Annotated in this window: 14 protein-coding genes; 1 reads left to right on the top strand and 13 read right to left on the bottom strand. The window is 45.8% G+C overall.

All coding sequences use genetic code 11. From position 1 onward, the window contains the following. Positions 1–6: 6 nt before the first annotated feature. The 13 genes from AC4E8D_RS11325 to AC4E8D_RS11265 all read right to left on the bottom strand — a co-directional run bounded on the left by AC4E8D_RS11325 (position 7) and on the right by AC4E8D_RS11265 (position 18,070). Positions 7–282, bottom strand: a complete 276-nt coding sequence (locus AC4E8D_RS11325; RefSeq protein ID WP_339307878.1) for a hypothetical protein — start codon at positions 280–282, stop codon at positions 7–9. Positions 283–398: 116 nt separating this feature from the next. After that, positions 399–704: a hypothetical protein gene (locus tag AC4E8D_RS11320; protein ID WP_017689244.1), complete on the bottom strand. Its 306-nt coding sequence runs from the start codon at positions 702–704 to the stop codon at positions 399–401. A gap of 170 nt (positions 705–874) precedes the next feature. Next, positions 875–3,922 (bottom strand): beta-galactosidase, LacZ type, encoded by a 3,048-nt coding sequence (lacZ, locus tag AC4E8D_RS11315; protein ID WP_221824210.1) that lies wholly within the window; start codon positions 3,920–3,922, stop codon positions 875–877. A 158-nt stretch (positions 3,923–4,080) separates the two neighbouring features. Then, entirely contained in the window at positions 4,081–4,911 is an 831-nt protein-coding gene (locus AC4E8D_RS11310) for a carbohydrate ABC transporter permease (RefSeq protein ID WP_036609483.1), read from the bottom strand. Then, positions 4,904–5,794, bottom strand: coding sequence for a carbohydrate ABC transporter permease (locus AC4E8D_RS11305; RefSeq protein WP_036610887.1), 891 nt, complete (start codon positions 5,792–5,794; stop codon positions 4,904–4,906). Before AC4E8D_RS11305 ends, AC4E8D_RS11310 begins: the two co-directional genes overlap by 8 nt. 141 nt (positions 5,795–5,935) lie before the next feature. Beyond that, positions 5,936–7,219 carry an extracellular solute-binding protein gene (locus AC4E8D_RS11300; protein WP_490206482.1) on the bottom strand — a complete coding sequence of 428 codons (1,284 nt, stop codon included), beginning with the start codon at positions 7,217–7,219 and terminating at the stop codon, positions 5,936–5,938. A 348-nt stretch (positions 7,220–7,567) separates the two neighbouring features. Next, the gene (locus AC4E8D_RS11295) at positions 7,568–9,337 is read right to left on the bottom strand and encodes a cache domain-containing sensor histidine kinase (RefSeq protein ID WP_490206245.1); all 1,770 of its coding nucleotides are present in this window, start codon (positions 9,335–9,337) and stop codon (positions 7,568–7,570) included. Between the two features lie 18 nt (positions 9,338–9,355). Beyond that, entirely contained in the window at positions 9,356–10,903 is a 1,548-nt protein-coding gene (locus tag AC4E8D_RS11290) for a response regulator transcription factor (RefSeq protein WP_221824214.1), read from the bottom strand. Between the two features lie 271 nt (positions 10,904–11,174). After that, entirely contained in the window at positions 11,175–14,255 is a 3,081-nt protein-coding gene (locus AC4E8D_RS11285) for a cellulose binding domain-containing protein (RefSeq protein ID WP_445252495.1), read from the bottom strand. A gap of 405 nt (positions 14,256–14,660) precedes the next feature. Then, positions 14,661–15,542 carry an SMP-30/gluconolactonase/LRE family protein gene (locus AC4E8D_RS11280; protein WP_339307875.1) on the bottom strand — a complete coding sequence of 294 codons (882 nt, stop codon included), beginning with the start codon at positions 15,540–15,542 and terminating at the stop codon, positions 14,661–14,663. 12 nt (positions 15,543–15,554) lie between these two features. After that, positions 15,555–16,220 carry an SGNH/GDSL hydrolase family protein gene (locus AC4E8D_RS11275; protein ID WP_047842445.1) on the bottom strand — a complete coding sequence of 222 codons (666 nt, stop codon included), beginning with the start codon at positions 16,218–16,220 and terminating at the stop codon, positions 15,555–15,557. Between the two features lie 84 nt (positions 16,221–16,304). Further along, the gene (locus tag AC4E8D_RS11270) at positions 16,305–17,093 is read right to left on the bottom strand and encodes an alpha/beta hydrolase (protein WP_339183996.1); all 789 of its coding nucleotides are present in this window, start codon (positions 17,091–17,093) and stop codon (positions 16,305–16,307) included. A gap of 143 nt (positions 17,094–17,236) precedes the next feature. Further along, positions 17,237–18,070: an AraC family transcriptional regulator gene (locus AC4E8D_RS11265; RefSeq protein ID WP_339183994.1), complete on the bottom strand. Its 834-nt coding sequence runs from the start codon at positions 18,068–18,070 to the stop codon at positions 17,237–17,239. Positions 18,071–18,198: 128 nt separating this feature from the next. Between AC4E8D_RS11265 and AC4E8D_RS11260 the strand changes: the two genes are divergently transcribed. Further along, positions 18,199–20,226, top strand: coding sequence for a beta-galactosidase (locus tag AC4E8D_RS11260; RefSeq protein WP_490206244.1), 2,028 nt, complete (start codon positions 18,199–18,201; stop codon positions 20,224–20,226). The last annotated feature ends 64 nt before the right edge of the window (positions 20,227–20,290 follow it).

Here is a 20,290-nt window from a genome sequence, read left to right as displayed (position 1 = left end):
AAGACCTTACGAGTTCAGCTCTCGATGTTTTCGATTGGAGAGTCGCAAATTAATCAATGGAATGATGAGTACAACAACCGGTAAGAGAAGATTTATTGAACCATTCTTAATCATCATGAAGGTAATAAACAACACGGCGAGCCAAGTCATAATCTCCGTCATTTCATATTTGGTTAACGTCAGTTTGAATGCTTTTTTCGAAATGAAACGAATTAAGAAATATGCGATCAAGCTATAGAACAGGATCATTCCCAAGATGGCAACAAGGATTATGAGGTACATATCCACCATAAAAATCTCACCCGACCCTTATATCTTTTTCCTTAATTTTACCATATAAGCAATAGGGTGTCATTCCTAATTCCGAACCAGCGTCTCTTCAAGCTGGCAATCTACGTTTACTTCTCTTCAACAACAATCGTTGCATTATAGATCACAACACGTTTCCCATTGAGATCAAATAATACTTTATTCCCGTATTCCGTATCTTCCACGTCAATTTTGCCATCATAGGTCTGAATCAATTCACCGTTATTGCTGTACACTTTAACAACCCTCTCCAGGCCACCCGAGTTATTGGACCTCATCGTTTTGAGTGCACGTTCACCTGAAGCGGTATTGAAATACCATATGAAACATCCAACTATGATGCCCAAGAAGACCAACACCGTCACCCATATACCTGTCTTTGCTTTTTTACTCATCTTGACCCCCCCCTTATGTTTCCTGTCTCGTACATTACGAGGTTGGAGAGAGAACGGTTTCATACAAAGCCTCTCAAGCTGTTCATTGACATAACAAAACAGAGGCCTCCGATGAGCGAAGACCTCTGTTCTTTATAGAATACATTCTTTATTCTGTACGATTCTTTTACTTACAGTGCACGAATGACAAATTCAAATGTCAGTTCGCCGTCTGAAGGGATCAGGTATTCCGGATGAACCGGAGCACCCCAGCTATCATCACCGCCAACACCCATTTGTTTACCTGCTACAGTCACGACCGTATAGTGCACAGGAGGCAATTCGTACGCATGTTGTGCGTTCTCCAGCTCAAATGCCGTATATGGTGAAACATTCAGCTCAACCGGAGTTCCGGATGCTTCAATTTTGAAGCCACGTCCCACGTTGTCTGTCAATTTGGCCCAACGTACGCCCGTACGGTTGCCTGATTCCTGTGGTACCAGATATGGAGCCATGGTATCAGCTACCTTGCTGCCGTGGATACCGAGACGTGCGCCAAATGCGCGGTCTGCATAGTTTTCTTCGGGTCCCATCGCAAGCCATTCCACGTTTTCGAAGTCAGGTGATGTTCTGAAGGACAATGCATGAATTGGCAGATTTGGCAATCCGGCTGTACCTTTGTACGTATTATGAACACGTACACTTCCATCTGCATGAACGGTATATACCACTTTTACTTGTACATCCTCCGAGATGTTGAGCTTGTACGTGAACTCGATCCGGTATTGATCCGGTTTCTGTTCCGCTTTCCACTCTACAGAACGTGGCATCAGGCTCGCTGCATACCAGGCGCCCAGTTCAAAGCCCATCGCCATACCTTTGTCATTATCCGTCATTGCACGCCAGAAGAGTGGTGCAGGTGGTACAGCAATCGTCTCGCGACCAGACAATTTCAGGGAAACCAGTGTCCCAAACTGTTTGGAGAACAGCACATGTGTCTTGCCGGCACGAACACCGATGTTAACGTCACCTTCGATAACTTGTACATCACTTACAAGGTTCAAGTCGACTTCAACTGCATCATTTACCTGATCCTGGGTGAAAATAAACTGTCCAAATGCCACTTCTTCGCCTTTGTCAGCCCACAGTGTAGCTTCTTTTAACACAAATGCAGTGTTCACAGCGTACTCGCCGCCTACCAGAGCTTCTGCACCAAGCGGAAGTTTCACTACCGTCTCGCTTTGGGCATCCACGTTGACTTCCAATGTTCCACGCAGCACTTCATGTCCCTCCCGCTCCAGGCTGTATACCAGTTCCAGCGCAGATGTATCTGCGAACAGATTACCGTTCACGATTTTAACACCTTCACGATCCGGGAACAGCTTGATGTTCTGGTACAGGAATTTAACCTCCTGCATTTTCGCAGTTACTTTACGGTCAGCATGGACGATACCGTTGCCACAGAACGAATAGTCTGATGGACGATCACCAAAATCTCCGCCATAAGCGAGGAATTCTTTGCCGTAACGATCTTTTTTGTAAATCGATTGATCGATGTAATCCCAGATGAATCCACCTTGATACATTGGATATTTGTCTTCCAACTCCGTATATTTGTGCATACCACCAATGGAGTTACCCATGGCATGCATGTACTCACAGCTGATATACGGCTTGGTCGGGTTTGCATTCAGGAATTCCTCAATGTCTGCCGGTTTGGCATACATGCGAGACTCCATATCACTGGTCTCATCGAAACGGCGATCATGGAATACACCTTCGTAATGTACCAGACGTGTTGGATCAGCTGATTTGAAATATTGGGATACTTTGTAGATGACTTCACCACCATGTGATTCATTACCACATGACCAGATCAGAATGGACGGATGGTTTTTGTCACGCTCCACCATGGATACAGCGCGATCCATAACGATATCATGCCATTCCGGTTTGTCCCCTGGAATAACCCATGAAGGCTCAACGGCGCCAAGCTTCTGCCAAGATCCGTGTGTCTCCAGGTTCATCTCGTCAATAACATAGAGTCCGTATTCATCACACAGCTCATACCAGAGACTTTGGTTTGGATAGTGTGACGTACGTACGGCATTCATATTGTTTTGTTTAATCGTACGAACATCCCACAGCATATCTTCCTTCGTAACCGCACGTCCACGACGCGGGTTGAACTCATGGCGATTCACACCTTTGAATACGATACGTTTACCGTTGATGTGCATCACTTTATCAATCATTTCAAATGTACGGAAACCAACGGCTTGAGGAACAACCTCAACCAGTGTACCCGCAGCATCATATACACGAATATAGAGACGGTACAAGTATGGAATCTCTGCGCTCCACAGGTTCACTATGCCGATATCTTCACGAAGACTTACTTGTCCATCGTTAACTTTGGATTCAAACGTTTTAACGGTATTGCCTTCACGATCACGAAGTTCAGCCTCTACGCGCGCTCCTGCAACCGCATTTCCTTCCAGCTTCAGATCCACTTGCAACGTACCGTTAGTGTAAGACTTGTCCAGATCTGTGCGAACATGAACATCACGAACGTGTGCAGTTGGGACGGTATACAGATACACATCTCTGAAAATACCGGAGAAACGCCAGAAATCCTGATCTTCCAGCCAGCTGCCTGTGCTGCGTTGATACACCTCAACCGCGAGTTTGTTCTCTCCATCCTGGAGGAATGGCGTCAGGTCAAAATCAGATGGCGTGAAGCTGTCTTCCCCGTATCCTACGAATTGTCCGTTAAGCCATACATAAAATGCAGACTCTACACCTTGGAAAGAAATATATACCGGATTCGACTCCCAACCTGTCGGCAGGTGGAATGTGCGAATGTAACTTCCAACCGGGTTTTTATCCTGTGGTAATGCCGGTGGACGAATGTCGTTCAAACCATCCCAAGGATATTGTGTATTTACATATTGAATCTGACCGTATCCTTGAAGTTGGATATGCCCCGGAACTTCAATATCATCCCAGCCTTCACTGGAAAAATCGGATGTATAGAAAAACTCAGAACGGCTGTCTGGACGAATCGCATAGTTGAATTTCCACGTACCATTCAGATCATAACGCATGGACATCGCGCCTGAACCTACAGCCTCATCCATCGTTTGGTAATAACGGTGATCGGAATAGGCATGAAGACGGTTCACCTCAAATACACTTACGTCCCCCAACCAGTTGATATCTGCCTTTGTTGCTTTCATCGGCTCTCTCTCCCTTTAAAACGTTATAGTTTGACTTATTCAAGGTTTACTCTGAATTTCCTTTTTGCTTTACATAAACAAAAAAGACAGAGGTACGCCATAACAGCGCCCTCTCTTCTTTCCTGCACCCGTCATTTGCACGGATTATGCTGTTTTCATTACTTCACTGAACCTACCATACCTGCAACAAAATGTTTCTGCATGATGAAGAAAACGATTGCTGTAGGTAGTGTTGCAATAACGATTGCTGTCATGATTACTCCGTAATCCGGAGAATAACCAGCACCGAGGTTCGAGATCAACAGTGGAATCGTTTGTTGGTCAGGTGTTTGCAATACAATGAGTGGCCACAGATAGTTGTTCCAGCTACTCATGAAGGTAATAATTGCTGCCGCTGCATATGTTGTTTTCATGGTTGGCATATAGATTTTCAGGAAGATCCCAAGTTCACTCAAACCATCAATACGTCCAGCTTCCAGCAAGTCTTTCGGGAACATTTTAGTGTTCTGACGGAAGAAAAAGATCAGGAACGCTGTTGCAATGGTTGGCAAGATCACTGCTGCCATGGTGTTAATACCGATAACCGGTGCAACTCCCGAGATTGTTGCAAACATACGATACAGGGGTACCATAATCGCTGCAAACGGGATCATCATGGATAACAACAGGATATTAAACACAATGTCACGAGACTTCGTGCGATATACCTCGAAGCCATAACCTGCCATGGAACCAATAAACAGTGCCAAGAGAGTGGAGACCACAGAGATAATCGCCGAGTTTCCGAGAGCCTGTACCAGATTCGTCGAATCAATCAGTTTGTTGAAGTTATCAATGAAAGCTGAACCCGGTAACAATCTGCCTTTCGTTACATCGACAGATGCATTTGTTGAACTGACCAGCATCCAGAAGAAAGGGAAAATGGATACAAAGGCGACGATGGATAGGAACACATACGTGAAAATCCGTTTTGCTTTAGCTTTAGCCATTTTTATTATCACCTGCCACTTTAAACTGGATGATGGACAATACAATAATCAAGATTACGATGGAATACGACACTGTTGCTGCATAACCGAAGTCCGGTGAATATTTGAACGAAAGGTTGTAGATGTATTGTGAAATCGACATGGTCGCATTACCTGGACCACCTTTGGTAATATTCATGATCTCATCAAAGATTTGCAATGTACCAATCGTTGATGTGATGGACGTGAAGAGGATAATCGGTTTAAGCAAAGGTACTGTGATTTTGAAGAATTGTGTAAAAGCATTCGCTCCGTCAATTCTTGCAGCTTCATAGATCGATTGATCGATGTTTTGCAGGGATGACAGATAGAAAATCATGTTATATCCGGTCCAACGCCAAGTAACGGCGATTATGATCGTAATTTTAGCCCAGAACGGGTCTGTGATCCATTGAATTGGATCCCCAATAATGTGCAAGCCCATCAGGAATTGATTTACCATTCCATCTGGTGCGAACAGATATTTGAATACAACAGAGTACGCTACCAATGAAGTTACACAAGGCAAGAAAATCGCTGTACGGAAGAAGCTCCGAAAACGTAGTGTGCTGTCATTCAGCAATACGGAAATAAACAAACCAAGAATAATCATTACAGGCACTTGAATAATCAAGTAGATAAATGTATTCGATAATGCTGTACGGAATGTTGTATCAACTAACAATCTTTTGTAGTTAGAAAGGCCCGAAAATTCAAGATTGGCTCCTACACCAGACTTGAACGATAAGAGCAGCGCTTGAATCATCGGGTAGAAGTAAAATGCAACAATCCCGACAACAGCCAGCAAAACAAAAGCCCATCCAGTCAAATTATTTTTCTTTTGGAGACTGTCTCCTGTATTCATGGCTTTCACAGTATGGCTCCTCTCTCTCCATGGAACATGGGTAGAACCCACGGAGCCTCTCGCCATATCCGGTTCGACTTGCGCCGGACGTGGGAGACGGCTCCGATGTTTCCTAGGGTTCTATAAGTTACCTTGGGTATCTTAGTTTAATTGTGCTTCAGCTTGTTTTTGTGCATCAGCCAGAACGTCATCGATTGATTTACCGTTCAGGAATGCTTGCATTTCTACAACCAGAATATCTTCAATGGCATAAGTGTTGATACCATAGTTTACGCTTGGAATTTCTTTCGTCCAATTCGCAAAGTCTGTGAAGATTTTTTGTCCGCCGAAGTACTCGTCTGCTTTGGCATACGCGTCACCATCAACTGCTGGTTTGTACGTACCAATTGCGCCGATGTTGTTCAACAGATCTTGATACAATTGTTTGTCAGAACCAAATGTTTTAGCTACAAAATCAGCTGCTTGATCTGCACCAGGAACGTTGTTCATAACATACCAAGAGCTACCACCCAAGTTGGATGCGTGAACAGAGTTTGCTTGACCAGCCATTTTCGGTATTGGAGCTACAGCCCATTTACCGGATTGGGAAACTTCTTGACGTACAGATGGTGAGAACCAGTTACCTGTAGGAATTGTTGCTACGCTACCGTTATTGGCGTTGGCAACGAATTGACTCCAGTCAGAGTGCAATTTAACAATGTTGGCATCCATCATTGCTTTGTAAGTAATAAACGCTTCTTTCAGAGCGGCATTAGTTGCAATGTCAGGTGTTTTACCATCTTCTGCGGAATACCATTTACCTGCAGTTTGGATCATCATACGAATCAAACCAAGGTCATTCGGGTCAAGAGAAAGAAGCTCTTTACCTGTTTTAGCTTTTACGTCTTTACCAATTTGGATGTAGTCATCCCAAGTGATGTCTTGCAGATCAGCTGCTTTGTAGCCAGCTTGCTCCAGCAGATCTGTTCTGTAGTACAAACCAGCAACGCCGGAGTCAAATGGTACTCCATATTGTTTGCCATCAAAAGCTGTTGGTCCGAGTTTGTAATCTGCAAAGTCGGAAGCCGTGATGTTGGAAGACAGATCTTTGAACGCATCCGGATATGCATTCAAGAAGCTTTGTGAACGATAGTCTTCAATCAGAACTACGTTTGGAAGACCGCTGGCAGTTCCGGAGTTAAGCCCCGTGTTCAGTTTCTGGATGATATCAGCTTGAGCGTATTCAATGATGTTGATTTTCACATCAGGATTTGCTTTTTGATATGCTTCTTTTGCTGTTTCCATTGCAGCTACGTTAAAAGCTTTGTCCCAAGCCCAGACTGTAATTTCGTTTGTTTTTTCGTCACCACCACTAGCAGAATTACCTCCGCCACCGGATGAACATGCGGACAACAGCAGTACTGTAACGAGCATCAATACCCACATTTTTTTCAAAACATTCAACTCCCCTTCGACCTCTTTGTGTGTAATTTGTTTACGTTTTCTGAAAGCGGTTGCTTTCGATGTATTCATCTTATCATTCCCATATCTTCATTCGTTAGTAATAATTTTGTACGGATTTGTCATCTTATTGCCACAATGAAAACCTTTACAGAAACCGTTTGCATTAAATTTGGCTTTTTGTAATTTCTTTTGATTTTGTAATTTCTTGATCTTGAAATAGTACAAATATGTATTTTACTTTACCTCTGACACGCGAAAATCCCCCGCCTCTGTAAAAAACAGAAGCGAGGGATCTCGATTTTAGTGTATTCAATCGAATCAGGTTTCGATTCAACTCGTGATTAAAGGCAGTGTAACGGTGACTCTCGTTCCTTCCCCAACCGTACTCATAATGGTGACACCATAAGGTGAACCATATAATAACTCAATACGGTCATGTACGTTGCGAATACCAATACCACTGAATAGTTGACGATTGTTCTTTGGATTGGGCAACGTTTCTCCCATGACAAGCCCTTCAATTCCATCACCATTGTCCATAATCTCACAGATGAGTGATTCTCCCGCTCTGGAAACCATGACATGAATTGTACCCATTTCTTTCTTGATGAATCCATGGAAAAATGCATTCTCAATAAACGGCTGTATGACCAGCTTCGGTACATGGTAATGTGTACAATCCGGAGCGACGTAGAAAGCTGCTTTAATCCGGCCTCCATATCTGACGTGATTAATGAAGACATAATTTTTCAAATTCTCGACTTCTTGTTCCACTGTAACGGTCTGACTCACATCACTAATTGTATTCTGTAGTAATCCGATCAGCGCATTAATGGTCTCCGCTGCCCTGTCCTTGTTACCTTGTTGCACCAGAACTTTGACAGAAGCAAGTGTGTTGTACAAGAAGTGCGGATTAATCTGACTCTGTAAAGCTGCAAGTTCTGCGTTACGTTGTTCATGCTGGGTCTGCACTAATTGATCCACATAATCATGCAACTCATCAAGCATGTAATTGTAAGCATGACCAAGCTGCCTGCTCTCGTAGCTTCCACTCACTGGAATATAGTTGTCCAGATCACTTTTCGTAATATTGGACATCTGCTTCACAAGTCTGCGCAGGGACTTGGTAATCTGGCTGGTGATGAGAAATACGAGAATAAGAGCCCCTACAACAATTACTGCACAGATTAGGGCAACCGTCTTCATGTCGATGAGTTGACCCATCGCCAGATCCTTATCCACGACATTGACAATGTAAAACCGATAGAACGGTAAATACTCCGATAGAACAACGCTATCCTGATCCATCACACGAGCATTGATACTTCTCGGAGACGTTTTGTTCATTTCTCGGGCATAGGACAGCAAATCCAGCTGAGTTGTCCCAATCCAGTCTTCACGATTCGAAGATACAATCTCACCTTTTTCGTTCATAATAACCACGTCATTGCCTCGACTAGTAAAGCTGGCATAGAACTGACGGAACGCCTCTTCTCTCATCGTGACATAAAGTGTACCGTATATTCGGCTGCGGGTCCGATCCGTCAGTGCTTTCGTGGCAGAGATCATCTGCTGACTTCCGACCGTTGCATCGTTTTGGTAATCATCAAAGATAAGACGACTCGGCGTCTCAGCGGCTTCCACCGTGATCGGTTCATCTTTCAATTCATCCACTGACATCTCAAGGTGAGCACGATTGGTGGAATAACTCCGCCCATTGATCCCGATAATCGTTATCCCTACTTCATACGATTCCGTTATCGATTGAACGCGGTCCATCGTTTCCCGCATATTATAGAAGGATTTGGCCATCGTGAGGGAATCGGCATCACCTTCGGACAGGAATCCTCGGATCGATCCACTCTGCGTCACATTATTCGATACGGCAGCAATGGCCTCATTAAAGGATTCAAAATTTGTTTTGATCTGATTAAGCACCTTGGAATTTGTGATACTGAACGTCTCAGTAAACAGATTGGTTGACATGTGAATGGTCGTCCATAAGATGAGTACAGAAACGAGGACAATACTGACCACCATAACCAGAAACAACTTGGGAAACAATCCGAGACGAGATAATTGGTTCATCCATTTCTTCATGATCTTATCCTTCTGACTTTATGCCCAGAATTTGCGCCGGTATCGGCTTGGTGATAATCCGGTGAATTTTTTAAACACTTTGCAAAAGTAACTATGATCGGAATAACCTACCATACTGCTAATCTCAGAGATCGTTACATCATCGGATCGTAGCAGTTCCTCGGCTTTTTCAATCCGAATTTTATTTAAGTATTCATTAAATCCTTCTTTTTTGTGAGATGAGAAATAACTGGATAAATACGATGGATTAAAATGAAAATGCTTGGCTACTTCAGCCAGCCCGAGCGGCTGATCAAAGTGCTCATGCATGTAATCCAGCAGCATCTTCATGTTGGGATCACTTCGTTTTGCACCCGCACCAACGGTGCACTCCTGAACTTCCGTCATGAATTGGTCAAGCACAGTCATCACTTCGTCCAGACTCGAAGCACCATCCACATTTTTAAAATACGTATATTTGCTCTCTTCCAGCCCCGCAGACTGGACATCCATATCCGCGAGGGTAATGGTCACGTTAAAGATCAAGTTACCGAGAAATGATTTGATCTCAAACACATCGGCAATATAATCCCGTCCAAGTGTTTTTGCATGATCCTGTAAATACTCCCTTGCCGCTTCGACCCGGTTACGCTTCACATGCTGCAAAAACATATTTACATTAAACTGGTAACCTGCGGGATGCATTGGAGGCAGTTCACCATACACCAGGATTGGTCGATCCTTATAATAGAAGCGATATTCAATCAGCTTAATCAGGCGTTCCCGGTAAACAACACCCATCTTTTCAAATGAAGTAAAGCTTTCACTAAGCACCCAACCAGGACTGCCTTCTCCTGCTGCATTTTCACTGGCCAACTGTCTGATCCGTTCAAGCATCCATTCATCTCTCGCAGGATCGACATTAAGAAGCATCACAGGTAATGTACCCTCTGCGGGAACCATTGCACATTCTACTTCAGGCAGATCACTGCGGAGCTTGGATTCAATCTGTTCCTGATCCATCTTCAGTGGATTCCCTCCAGCACCCACGGGTTTATACACCAGCAAGCGAAAGGATTCATACGGAAAGGTATCTCGAATGATCGGCATTTCGCTATCTTCATCCAGTGTGAATCCGGACAGCATCTTCTCCATCAGTTGCCCAAGTCTCCAACCATCATGCGACGGCTCGAACTGTAACTCCGGAATTTTACCCGCTGTGCGTTGAAGGACCTCCAATAATTCATTTGTATCCAGCTTTGGTTTCAGTATATAATCGGCTGCCCCATGCTGAAGCGTAGAACGTACATACTCGAATTCACTGAAGCTGCTAAGTACAATAACTTCAATCTGCGGATTACTGGCTTTTAGTGTACGGACAAACGTTTCTCCATCCATGACAGGCATGACAATATCGGTGATCACAATATCCGGTTTTAACAGGTTCACCTGCTGTAATCCTTCTTCACCGTTGGAAGCTTCACCCACAATGTTAAATCCTTCCGCTTCCCAGTTCATATGGTGCTTTATGCCCTGCCTTACCAAGAACTCATCGTCAACAATCAGCACCTTGCACAACCGGTTCATGATCGCGACCCCCTTGTCTAATCTTTCCTCTATATCTGTACAGGCTATACCAACTATTATATATCGGTTATAAACACTTTCCAGTGTTAGCGGTTACATTAATTTTAAATTGATTGTACATCTTTTTATATCCTAAAACGATCCTTTAAGCAATGGTAACTATCTATAGTTTACACTATATTTCGACAAAATAAGAAGCCCCGACTCGCCATTTGATCATCTGGCGAATCAGGACCCCTATTTCAATCCTTTATTTCGTTAAATCACTCACTTATGGTTCAATTCCCCATTGGAGACTTCCCGCGATATAACCGGTGACTTTGGACCAGTCCGTATAGGAAGTCTGACTACCTGCAAAAGAATAATCATCTGTTTGGGTATAGTTGGTCCAATTGTTCTTGGAGATGCGCGTATGGATTTCCGTACTTTGTCCTGCATTCAGTGTTCCAGCCGAAGCTGTGAATCCGATCTCAAGCACGTGATCAGCACCCGTCCGTACTGGATTGAGTGCACTGAACGTGCCTGTTACATTCACACTGCCAGCCGTCGCCCAGTCAGCGAAGAAGTTCTGAGGCTGTTCACCGTTTATCGTGTAATAGTATCTGATTTTCACATCAGACAGATTCAAGGCTGTAGTACTCGTATTTGTCAGTTTGAATTTGGGACTAATCGAGCTGCCCGTTGCTGAAGTGTTGCTGTTAAACATCTCAATGCGTATGGTTCCAACAGGTGCAGCTGTCGTGTCTTTAATGAGCAGATTCAAGGTCGCAGGAGCGCCTGCGCTGAATTGAAAGGTTAGCGTCGCTGCGCCATTTGGCAGTGAAGCTAGGTAGTTTTTACTTAATACGACCTCATTGCCTGTCAACGTGTAATCTGTACCTGAAACCAGCGTTGCATTCCCGTTGCGAATGGATGCAAGTGTATTGCCGTTAAGTGTTAACGTGACTGGAATATTAACCTGATTGTCTGCTTTGCGATCAAATTCGGCTGTAACCGGTGTAATCACAGAGTTGGTCACTGGTGTACCCCCGCCGTCTCCTCCGCCATTGTTACCTCCAACACGGTCAGCATACAAAATTCCGCGGCCATTTGTTCCAAGATATACTCTTCCATACAAACGCGGATCACCCGTAATTGTAGTTACACGAGCATACTGGTGCTGATCATCATTGATACGAACCCAATTGGCACCACCGTCATCGGAGCGGAAGAATCCACGTGTTCCATCGATCTGTGCAACCGTGTATAACGCAACAACGTTCTGCCCAGGGGCGGCTTTACCAAATCCGATACTGTCTGCTTCCTCTACATTGGCAAGCTTTGTGAATGTTGCTCCTGAATCCGTGGAATGCCATAATCCGTAAGGACCTTCTTCCTCACTGCCACCTGCAAACCAGAGTTCGCCCTCAACACCTGGAACGGCATCCAGATCGGCATTTCCTTCCATCGGGAGTCCGGTCGCAGGTGATGCCGTGAAGGTAGCACCACCATTCACACTTACATAGATTTTACCCGCTGCAAATCCATAGAATTTGTTTGGATTGACACGATCCGAAATCACTTTCGCCTGTGCAGGTATCCCCGTACTTGCCGTCCATGAATTGCCGCCAGTCGAATAATGTACGCCTTTATCTGACGTGCTCCATACGAGTCGGTTACCATTCGCAGAGATCGCTACGGTTCCCCCTCCGGTTGTGCCAGCAGGTTCTGCATTGGCCTTATACCACGTAGTACCTCCGTCACTGGACAAACCAATGGATTTTGCATTTGGATCAGCAGCATAATCTGCTTTACCTACGCGAACCATCGTATTGGGACTTAACTCTGCAAAATCCAGACTTTCTGTGGAAGAATAGTTTGGGCTCGTAAATATGGTGTCTGGTGCCTGATCCAGATTGTTATGACGGAATCCGGAGACATCCCCCACTCCGCTTATCAAATGTGCACCACTTGGCGGGCTGATCAGATCCAGTACGGCAATCTCCTCAACCCCCTTCGCCATCACTGAAATATTGATTTTTTCGTCATCATCCCAGTCTGTCAGGTTCTTCGTTCCATAGATCGTAGCACCTGTTCCATACATCATGCGATCCGAATCAAACGGATCAATCTCCAGATCACCGATCATCCAGCCCAATTTTGGGCTTGTTTCGGGTGGGGCAGGATTGGTGCCAAATGTGAGCCATGGCGCTGCCGAAATATCCTGTGTATAACGTAACTTCCGGTTCGGATATCCTTCAAATTCCCATATGCGTGTCCACGTCGCTCCGCCATCTGTACTGCGGAACAAAGTGGCATCCGGCCACCAGGAATTCAATGTCGCAACCATCAATGTACCGGGATTCTGTGCATCAACAGCCAATCCGCCATATCCAAAATAATTATCCGTGCTGCTGCTTGGAACAGGGCTAATGTTGGTCCAGACACCTGTCGATGTGGCTAGTTTCCACACGTCACCTTTTTCCCCATCATACGGTCCAACACCATCGCTGTACGTAATATAGAGGCTTCCGTCTGAATCAAACACGCCATGATGCGGAATATAACCTGTAGGTTGACCAGCAACAGCTGACCAGGTCAGGCCGCCATTTGTGCTGCGATATACGCTTTGATCTTTATCCGCAACGCCTACATAGATCGTCTGGGTTGCCTGCCCTGCCGAACCGCTTGTTTTGTCAAATGTAATCCATGCCAGACCTACGATGTCACTTGTGTATTCATTCGAAGGGTCTTGTACATAATTTCCCGGATTCGGGAAGCTTGTGACTTCGTTCCAGGTCACACCGTAATCGGTACTTTTCCATAACCCATTACCACTTCGTGCACCGAAATACAGGATACTGTTATCATTCGGGTCCACGGTCAGGCGTTCTCCCATCGAACGTCCCGGCATGTTGCCGCCCACTTTGAACGGAAGTGTTGTGGTCTGCCATGTATCTCCCCGGTCCGTAGAGCGCAAGATGGAGCCATTATTTTGGTCCCACGAATTCGTATACGTTCCAACTGCCATATACACCCGATCGGGATCAACCGGGTCCGTAGCCAGTGCGTCCACACCATTCTTGTTCCAGTCATCCCAGCCGACAAAATCCGTTAAGGGTATCCACCTCTCGTCAGCCGCATTCCAGCGATAGGCTCCCCCGATATCCGTACGGGCATAGATCAGATCCTTTTCCGACTCGTTGAAAATAATGCCCGGCACAAACCCGCCACCTGCACCCGTCACCACATTTTTCCACTCATAGGCTTCACTTGGTGCCGCCGCTGTGGTTCCAGCAAGTCCTCCCAGCGAGGCGGTTACTACGGCAACCGTCAGGCTCATCATTCGCAATTTCCCCATAAACGTTCTCATATCAACTTATCCTCCTCTTCTACTTCGTTACTGCATTTCGGTCTATCCCCGCTGTCTCATCGTGCTGACGATGGCGTGCCAGACGAATCAATGCATCCCTTGATACAAGGAGCCTCACCCCCTTCCAGTCATCATGTTAAGCGCTTACATGATTGTTCTTAATTCGCGGTTATCTGGATAATACTTTCAATAAATAACATTCGCTGGCAATCTCCAAACCCCTCTGTCGAAATTCCGATTTTTGTAAAATATTTTCAGTGTTTAAACTTGTTTATACAACAAAAAAAAGATGCTGTTAGAACAGCACCTTTCGACATTTTATATAAGAGTAAAAAAAAGGAATCGTTTCTTTCCTGGCAAACCAGGCAAAGGTTCACTGAGGTTCACTACATAATTGGCACCTGTTTATTGCTGGCTACCATAAGTGTGAGTCTCCTGCCCTTTAACTCCCGGTCTGATGACAAAAAGTGAGCCCGCATCCGGTGTCTCTTTCAGACGTTCTTCCTTAATCCCTATCCGTGCAGTTGTAATGTATAACTCTTCGAGATCCGGTCCACCAAAACAGCAGGATGTTACCTGATCTGCCGGCACCTCGATCTGTTGCAACAATTCTGATGTATGCGGGTTCCAACGAGTGACTCTTCCTCCGCCCCAGTGCGCAACCCACAGCATGCCCTCACCATCAACCGTCATCCCATCCGGAAAACCGAATTCCTCCGGTATTTGAATGATACTTGTCCGATTTTGTATGGTACCTGCCGTCAGATCAAAACCAAACCGGTCAATAGAACGTGTCGGGGTATCAATGTAATACATGGTCTGCCGATCCGGACTCCAGCCCAAACCGTTGGATGTAGACACACCTTGTACCATTGTGCGAACGGGTTGCCCTTGCTCCAAACAATACAATGATCCGGCTTTGCTCTCATTATTCATGCTCATTGTGCCTGCCCAGAAGCGGCCCTTCGCATCACATTTTCCATCATTAAAACGATTCGTATCCTTATCTTGTTCAGGGTCCTCAATGGCATGCAGCTCACCCGTAAGCAAGTGATACGTATGGAATCCACTGCGTAAAGCAACCACAACTTCGTCACCACGATAGGGAACAACAGCCCCGACATGTTCACCGACATCATAAGACTGATCCTGCCCTGTAACCGGATCATACACATGCACCTTGAAGCTTTCAATATCTACCCATAACAATCGATTGTTCTCCGCATCCCAGCTTGGACCTTCCCCCAGTAATGCCTGGGTTTGTACTGCTACAGTTACGTCGCTCATGCCCTCACGTCCTTATTCAGATTTGACGCCGCCTGACCATTCGAATCCGATGGCATCCAAGAATGCTTTGGACAGAACCATATGGCCCGTTGCATCCGGATGTACCCGGTCATAAGTCAGCACAGACGTATAGAAATGATCCCAAAATGGAGCAAATGCAGCCTGTGTATCCACATACACTGCATCATACTCACTCGCTACCCTGCGAACTGCTTCTCCGTAGATATCCATCGTTGCCCGCATCGGATCTTCCGGGTTGGCTTCAAGATAATAAGGCGTCATTAGTACCAGACCTTTCAGGTTGGGACGAACCGAAGCCACCAGTTCACGCAATGTGGATTCGTATTCTTCAAGAAACACATGTGAGTCTGTTGATAATGGGTTGTCGAACTGACGCCATACATCATTAATGCCGATCATGATCGTCAGCCAGTCCGGTTTAAGGTCCAGCACATCACGATCCCAGCGCTGTTTCAGATCACGAATCGTATTTCCACCATTACCCACATTCTGGACACGCAACATCAATTCCGGATAGATGGACCGCAAGAGGGCATAGACTTGCGCTACGTAACCATGGCCCAGACCTGAACTGCCTTCGCCTACAGGATGTTCCCGACCACAATCTGTAATCGAATCCCCGATAAACAGAAGCTTGTCATTTTTCTGCAATTTCATCGTTATTTTCTCCTTCGCTCTAAGGCGTTAATATACGGATTACTCGATTGGTTAGGACCGTTCACTTGCTATCAGCCAATAAAATTACCAGCCCTGATTCTTGAGCCATGTGAGACACAGATCCGACCATACCCGAATCGCGTGGTTATCCTCAGCCAATCCCAGACCATGTGAACCTTTCTCAAAAACGTGCAAGTCATAGGGAATGCCATGCTCGCCCAAAGCAAGTGCATAACGCAAGCTATTCTCCACAGGTACTGCCTGGTCATCGCTGGTATGCCAGATGAATGCTTCTGGAGCATCCGCTCTCACCTGTTGTTCCGCACTGAAAGCCTTGATCTGCTCGGCTGACGCATCAGGCCCAAGCAAATTCTCACGGGACCCAGCATGTCCATAGGACTCCATCGTAATGACCGGATAACAGAGAATAACTCGATCCGGGCGTGAACTTTGGCGTTCAATAAGGTCCTCATGATCCGGTTGTCCCTCGTCATACAGCGTTCCCAGTGTTGCTGTGAGATGTCCGCCTGCGGAGAAACCAAGCACTGCAATCTTGGCAGGGTTGATGCCATACTGCTCAGCATGAGCACGAACATAACGTATGGCACGCTGACCATCTGTTATAGGTGCAGGATGCTGGTGAGGCGCCACCCGATATTTCAGGACAAATGCACTTATACCTGCACGGTTCAACAATTCGGCTATTGGAGCACCCTCATGATCAGCCAAAAATCCATAGCCGCCACCTGGACATACAATGACAGCGCTCTCGGAACCGGGCTGAATAAATGGAATCAAATGTGGCATTTCGTCTTCATGGCCCTGGGCTGCATAAGGTGCAGCATGATCCCATAAGAGTATAGTTGTTGTCATCTTCAATCATCCTCTCCAAGTAGAACGGATACATGGGTCCGTTTAAACGTTTTCGAATCTCAGGAATCGATACCATCATAACGGTAATGACCCTAACGCATCAATACCTTCCTGGCATCACTTTTTGTTTATTTGGGTACATGTTAGTACAAATTACGGAACTGTTCAGGAGTCACCCCCTCAATCCTGCGAAAGGTTGCTACAAAATGGCTTGCATCGCGAAACCCTACCCTAACTGCAGTTTCCCTAATCGTGGGTCTATAGTCTGCGGTCATGATTTCCTTGGCTTTGCGAATGCGCAGCAAAATAAAATAACTGTAGGCTGTCATGCCAAAGGACTGCTTGAACAAGGTGTTCAGATGTCTGGATGAGATCCCTGTGAGGTCAGCCATATGTTCGAGCCCAATCTCGGGATTCGCATAATGCTGTTCCATGAATGCAATGAGCGGAGCAAGTCTCTCCACAGAATGTGAGATGGAAGAACGATTGCCCGTCATGCCATGTTTTTTGAGCAAAATCAGAAATCGGTATATATCCGCTGACGCCTCGAGTCCCGACAAATCCTGATCACTTCTGATCGAATCCAGCACTTCCTGGCCGTAATCATTGAACGGACTGCTCTGCTCCCACTGATAGAACGCCGCTTCACCCAGACTAAGTGACTCCAAGATTGCCGGACACTGGGAACCACCAAATGTTATGTAAAGTGTCTCCCACTCTCCTTGGGCGCGCACATACTCATGCGGTTCATTCGGCGGCAGCAAAATACCGGATGCTTCCCCCAGTACGACCGTGGACCCGGCAAACTTGAATTCTCCGGCTCCCTTTACTGTCTGAAGCCAATGGTAACAGGGATACCCCACAGGTCTGGACACCTTCTCCTGATTGCCGTTATAACCCAGGCTCTCAATATAAAGGGGCAAGGGCTGATCACGTGATGTCATGAAATATCGTTGATGTCGGGGGGAAATAAACATAGGATGCCTCCTTGGTTATAAGCTGAAATACACTTCCGTATTCTTATATCAGCCATTACTTTTATTATATTTTAAAAGTCATATATATCATATAATATAGGATTATTCTTATACAAGAGGTGAACACATTGATTAGTAACAAACTGCCCAAAATGTTCTACGGGGGCGATTACAACCCGGAACAGTGGGATCACGAAACCCACCTTGAAGACCTGCGCATGTTCCAATTGGCAGGTATTGATATTGCCACAATCAACGTATTTTCATGGGCACTAATTCAGCCTGATGAAGTTACTTACCGTTTTGAAGAACTCGACCAACTGATTAATCGTTTATATGAAAATGGTGTCTATATATGCCTTGCAACAAGCACGGCTGCACATCCGGCTTGGATGGCAAAGAAATATCCAGACGTGCTTCGTGTAGATGCCGATGGACGCAAACGCAAATTTGGGGGGCGCCATAATTCCTGTCCCAACAGCCCGACCTATCGCAAATACGCTGAGAAGATTGCGGATAAACTGGCCGAACGATACAAGGATCACCCCGCGGTTCTCGTATGGCACATCTCCAACGAGTATGGTGGTGAGTGCTACTGTGACAACTGTGAGAAAGCGTTCCGCGTGTATCTGAAAGAACGCTATCAGACTCTGGAACAGGTCAACAAAGCATGGAACACGAATTTCTGGGGGCATACCTTCTACGATTGGGACGAGATTGTATTACCAAGCAACCTGAGCGAACATTGGGGTAACAACAATTCAACATTCCAGGGAATTTCACTGGACTACTCCCGCTTCAACTCCGACAGCATGCTGGATTGTTATCTGTTGGAATACGAGGCGATCAAAAAACACATTCCGGACTCCGTCGTTACTACCAATCTGATGGGATTCTTCAAGCAATTGGACTATTTCAAATGGGCAAAATATTTGGATATCGTCTCCTGGGACAGTTATCCTGGTCTCGCCACTCCTGTCAGCTTCACGGCAATGGCTCATGACCTCATGCGCGGACTGAAGGATGGCCAACCGTTCATGCTGATGGAACAAACACCAAGTCAGCAGAACTGGCAGCCATATAACTCACTGAAACGTCCAGGTGTCATGCGTCTGTGGAGTTATCAATCTGTTGCGCACGGGGCCGATACCATCATGTTCTTCCAGCTTCGCCGCTCCATCGGTGCCTGTGAGAAGTATCATGGTGCAGTTATTGAGCATGCTGGACATGAGAATACACGTGTATTCCGCGAAGTCGCTGAGCTGGGCAAGGAATTGCAGCTCCTTGGAGATACCACGCTGGATGCATCTGTTGAATCCAAAGTAGCGATTGTGTTCGATTGGGATAACTGGTGGGCCATCGAAAAATCAAGCGGACCTACGGTTGCCCTGAACTATGTGGATCAGATCCATAAATACTACGCAGCCTTCTTCCGCCGCAACATACAGGTAGATATCATCAGTGTGGATACGGATATGAGCAAATACGACATTGTCCTCGCCCCTGTTCTTTACATGGTTAAACCAGGGTTTGCCGCCAAACTGGAGAAGTATGTTGAAGCAGGTGGAACATTCCTGACGACCTTCTTCAGTGGCATTGTCAACGAGAACGATCTCGTGACCACAGGTGGATATCCGGGAGAACTCCGTAAACTGCTCGGAATCTGGGTGGAAGAGATTGATGCCCTGCTGCCTGAGCAAAAGAATCGCATTGTCCTCAAAGAAACCTACGGCGATCTTGAAGGAGAGTATGGCTGCGGCATGCTGTGCGACCTGCTGCACAGTGAAGGAGCCGAAGTCATCGCGGAGTATGGAAACGACTTTTATAAAGGCATGCCTGTTGTGACACGTAATACCTTGGGTCAAGGTGAAGCCTGGTACGTTGCATCCGACCCGGATGAACGTTTCCTGGATGGTTTGCTGGGACAGCTTGCAGCAGCCAAGAACGTAGAGTCCTTGCTTGAGACACCAGAAGGTGTTGAAGTAAGCGCACGAACCAAAGACGGCAAACCCTACCTGTTCGTCATGAACCATAACGCAACCACGCAATCCTATGATCTGGGAACAGCTAAGGCACATGATCTGCTCACCAATCGTGAGCTTTCGGGAAGTGTTGAGATTGAAGCCCGTGGGGTGCAATTACTCGAAATGAAATAAGCGATTTCGCTTAATTCGAATCATTTGGAATAATATAATGTGATAAAACACCCGTGATACAAAG

It is taken from the genome of Paenibacillus sp. SRL342 (genome assembly GCF_984798905.1).
Note: the sequence above shows the minus strand (reverse complement) of the source record. Positions and strands in the feature narration are given on the sequence as shown.

Coding starts and splice junctions, on each gene's coding strand:
- AC4E8D_RS11285 (WP_445252495.1), bottom strand. CDS start 14,255: ATGAGAACGTTTATGGGGAAATTGCGAATGATGAGCCTGACGGTTGCC.
- AC4E8D_RS11325 (WP_339307878.1), bottom strand. CDS start 282: ATGTACCTCATAATCCTTGTTGCCATCTTGGGAATGATCCTGTTCTAT.
- AC4E8D_RS11320 (WP_017689244.1), bottom strand. CDS start 704: ATGAGTAAAAAAGCAAAGACAGGTATATGGGTGACGGTGTTGGTCTTC.
- AC4E8D_RS11305 (WP_036610887.1), bottom strand. CDS start 5,794: ATGAATACAGGAGACAGTCTCCAAAAGAAAAATAATTTGACTGGATGG.
- AC4E8D_RS11275 (WP_047842445.1), bottom strand. CDS start 16,220: ATGAAATTGCAGAAAAATGACAAGCTTCTGTTTATCGGGGATTCGATT.
- AC4E8D_RS11310 (WP_036609483.1), bottom strand. CDS start 4,911: ATGGCTAAAGCTAAAGCAAAACGGATTTTCACGTATGTGTTCCTATCC.
- AC4E8D_RS11295 (WP_490206245.1), bottom strand. CDS start 9,337: ATGAAGAAATGGATGAACCAATTATCTCGTCTCGGATTGTTTCCCAAG.
- AC4E8D_RS11270 (WP_339183996.1), bottom strand. CDS start 17,093: ATGACAACAACTATACTCTTATGGGATCATGCTGCACCTTATGCAGCC.
- lacZ (WP_221824210.1), bottom strand. CDS start 3,922: ATGAAAGCAACAAAGGCAGATATCAACTGGTTGGGGGACGTAAGTGTA.
- AC4E8D_RS11300 (WP_490206482.1), bottom strand. CDS start 7,219: ATGTGGGTATTGATGCTCGTTACAGTACTGCTGTTGTCCGCATGTTCA.
- AC4E8D_RS11280 (WP_339307875.1), bottom strand. CDS start 15,542: ATGAGCGACGTAACTGTAGCAGTACAAACCCAGGCATTACTGGGGGAA.
- AC4E8D_RS11290 (WP_221824214.1), bottom strand. CDS start 10,903: ATGAACCGGTTGTGCAAGGTGCTGATTGTTGACGATGAGTTCTTGGTA.
- AC4E8D_RS11265 (WP_339183994.1), bottom strand. CDS start 18,070: ATGTTTATTTCCCCCCGACATCAACGATATTTCATGACATCACGTGAT.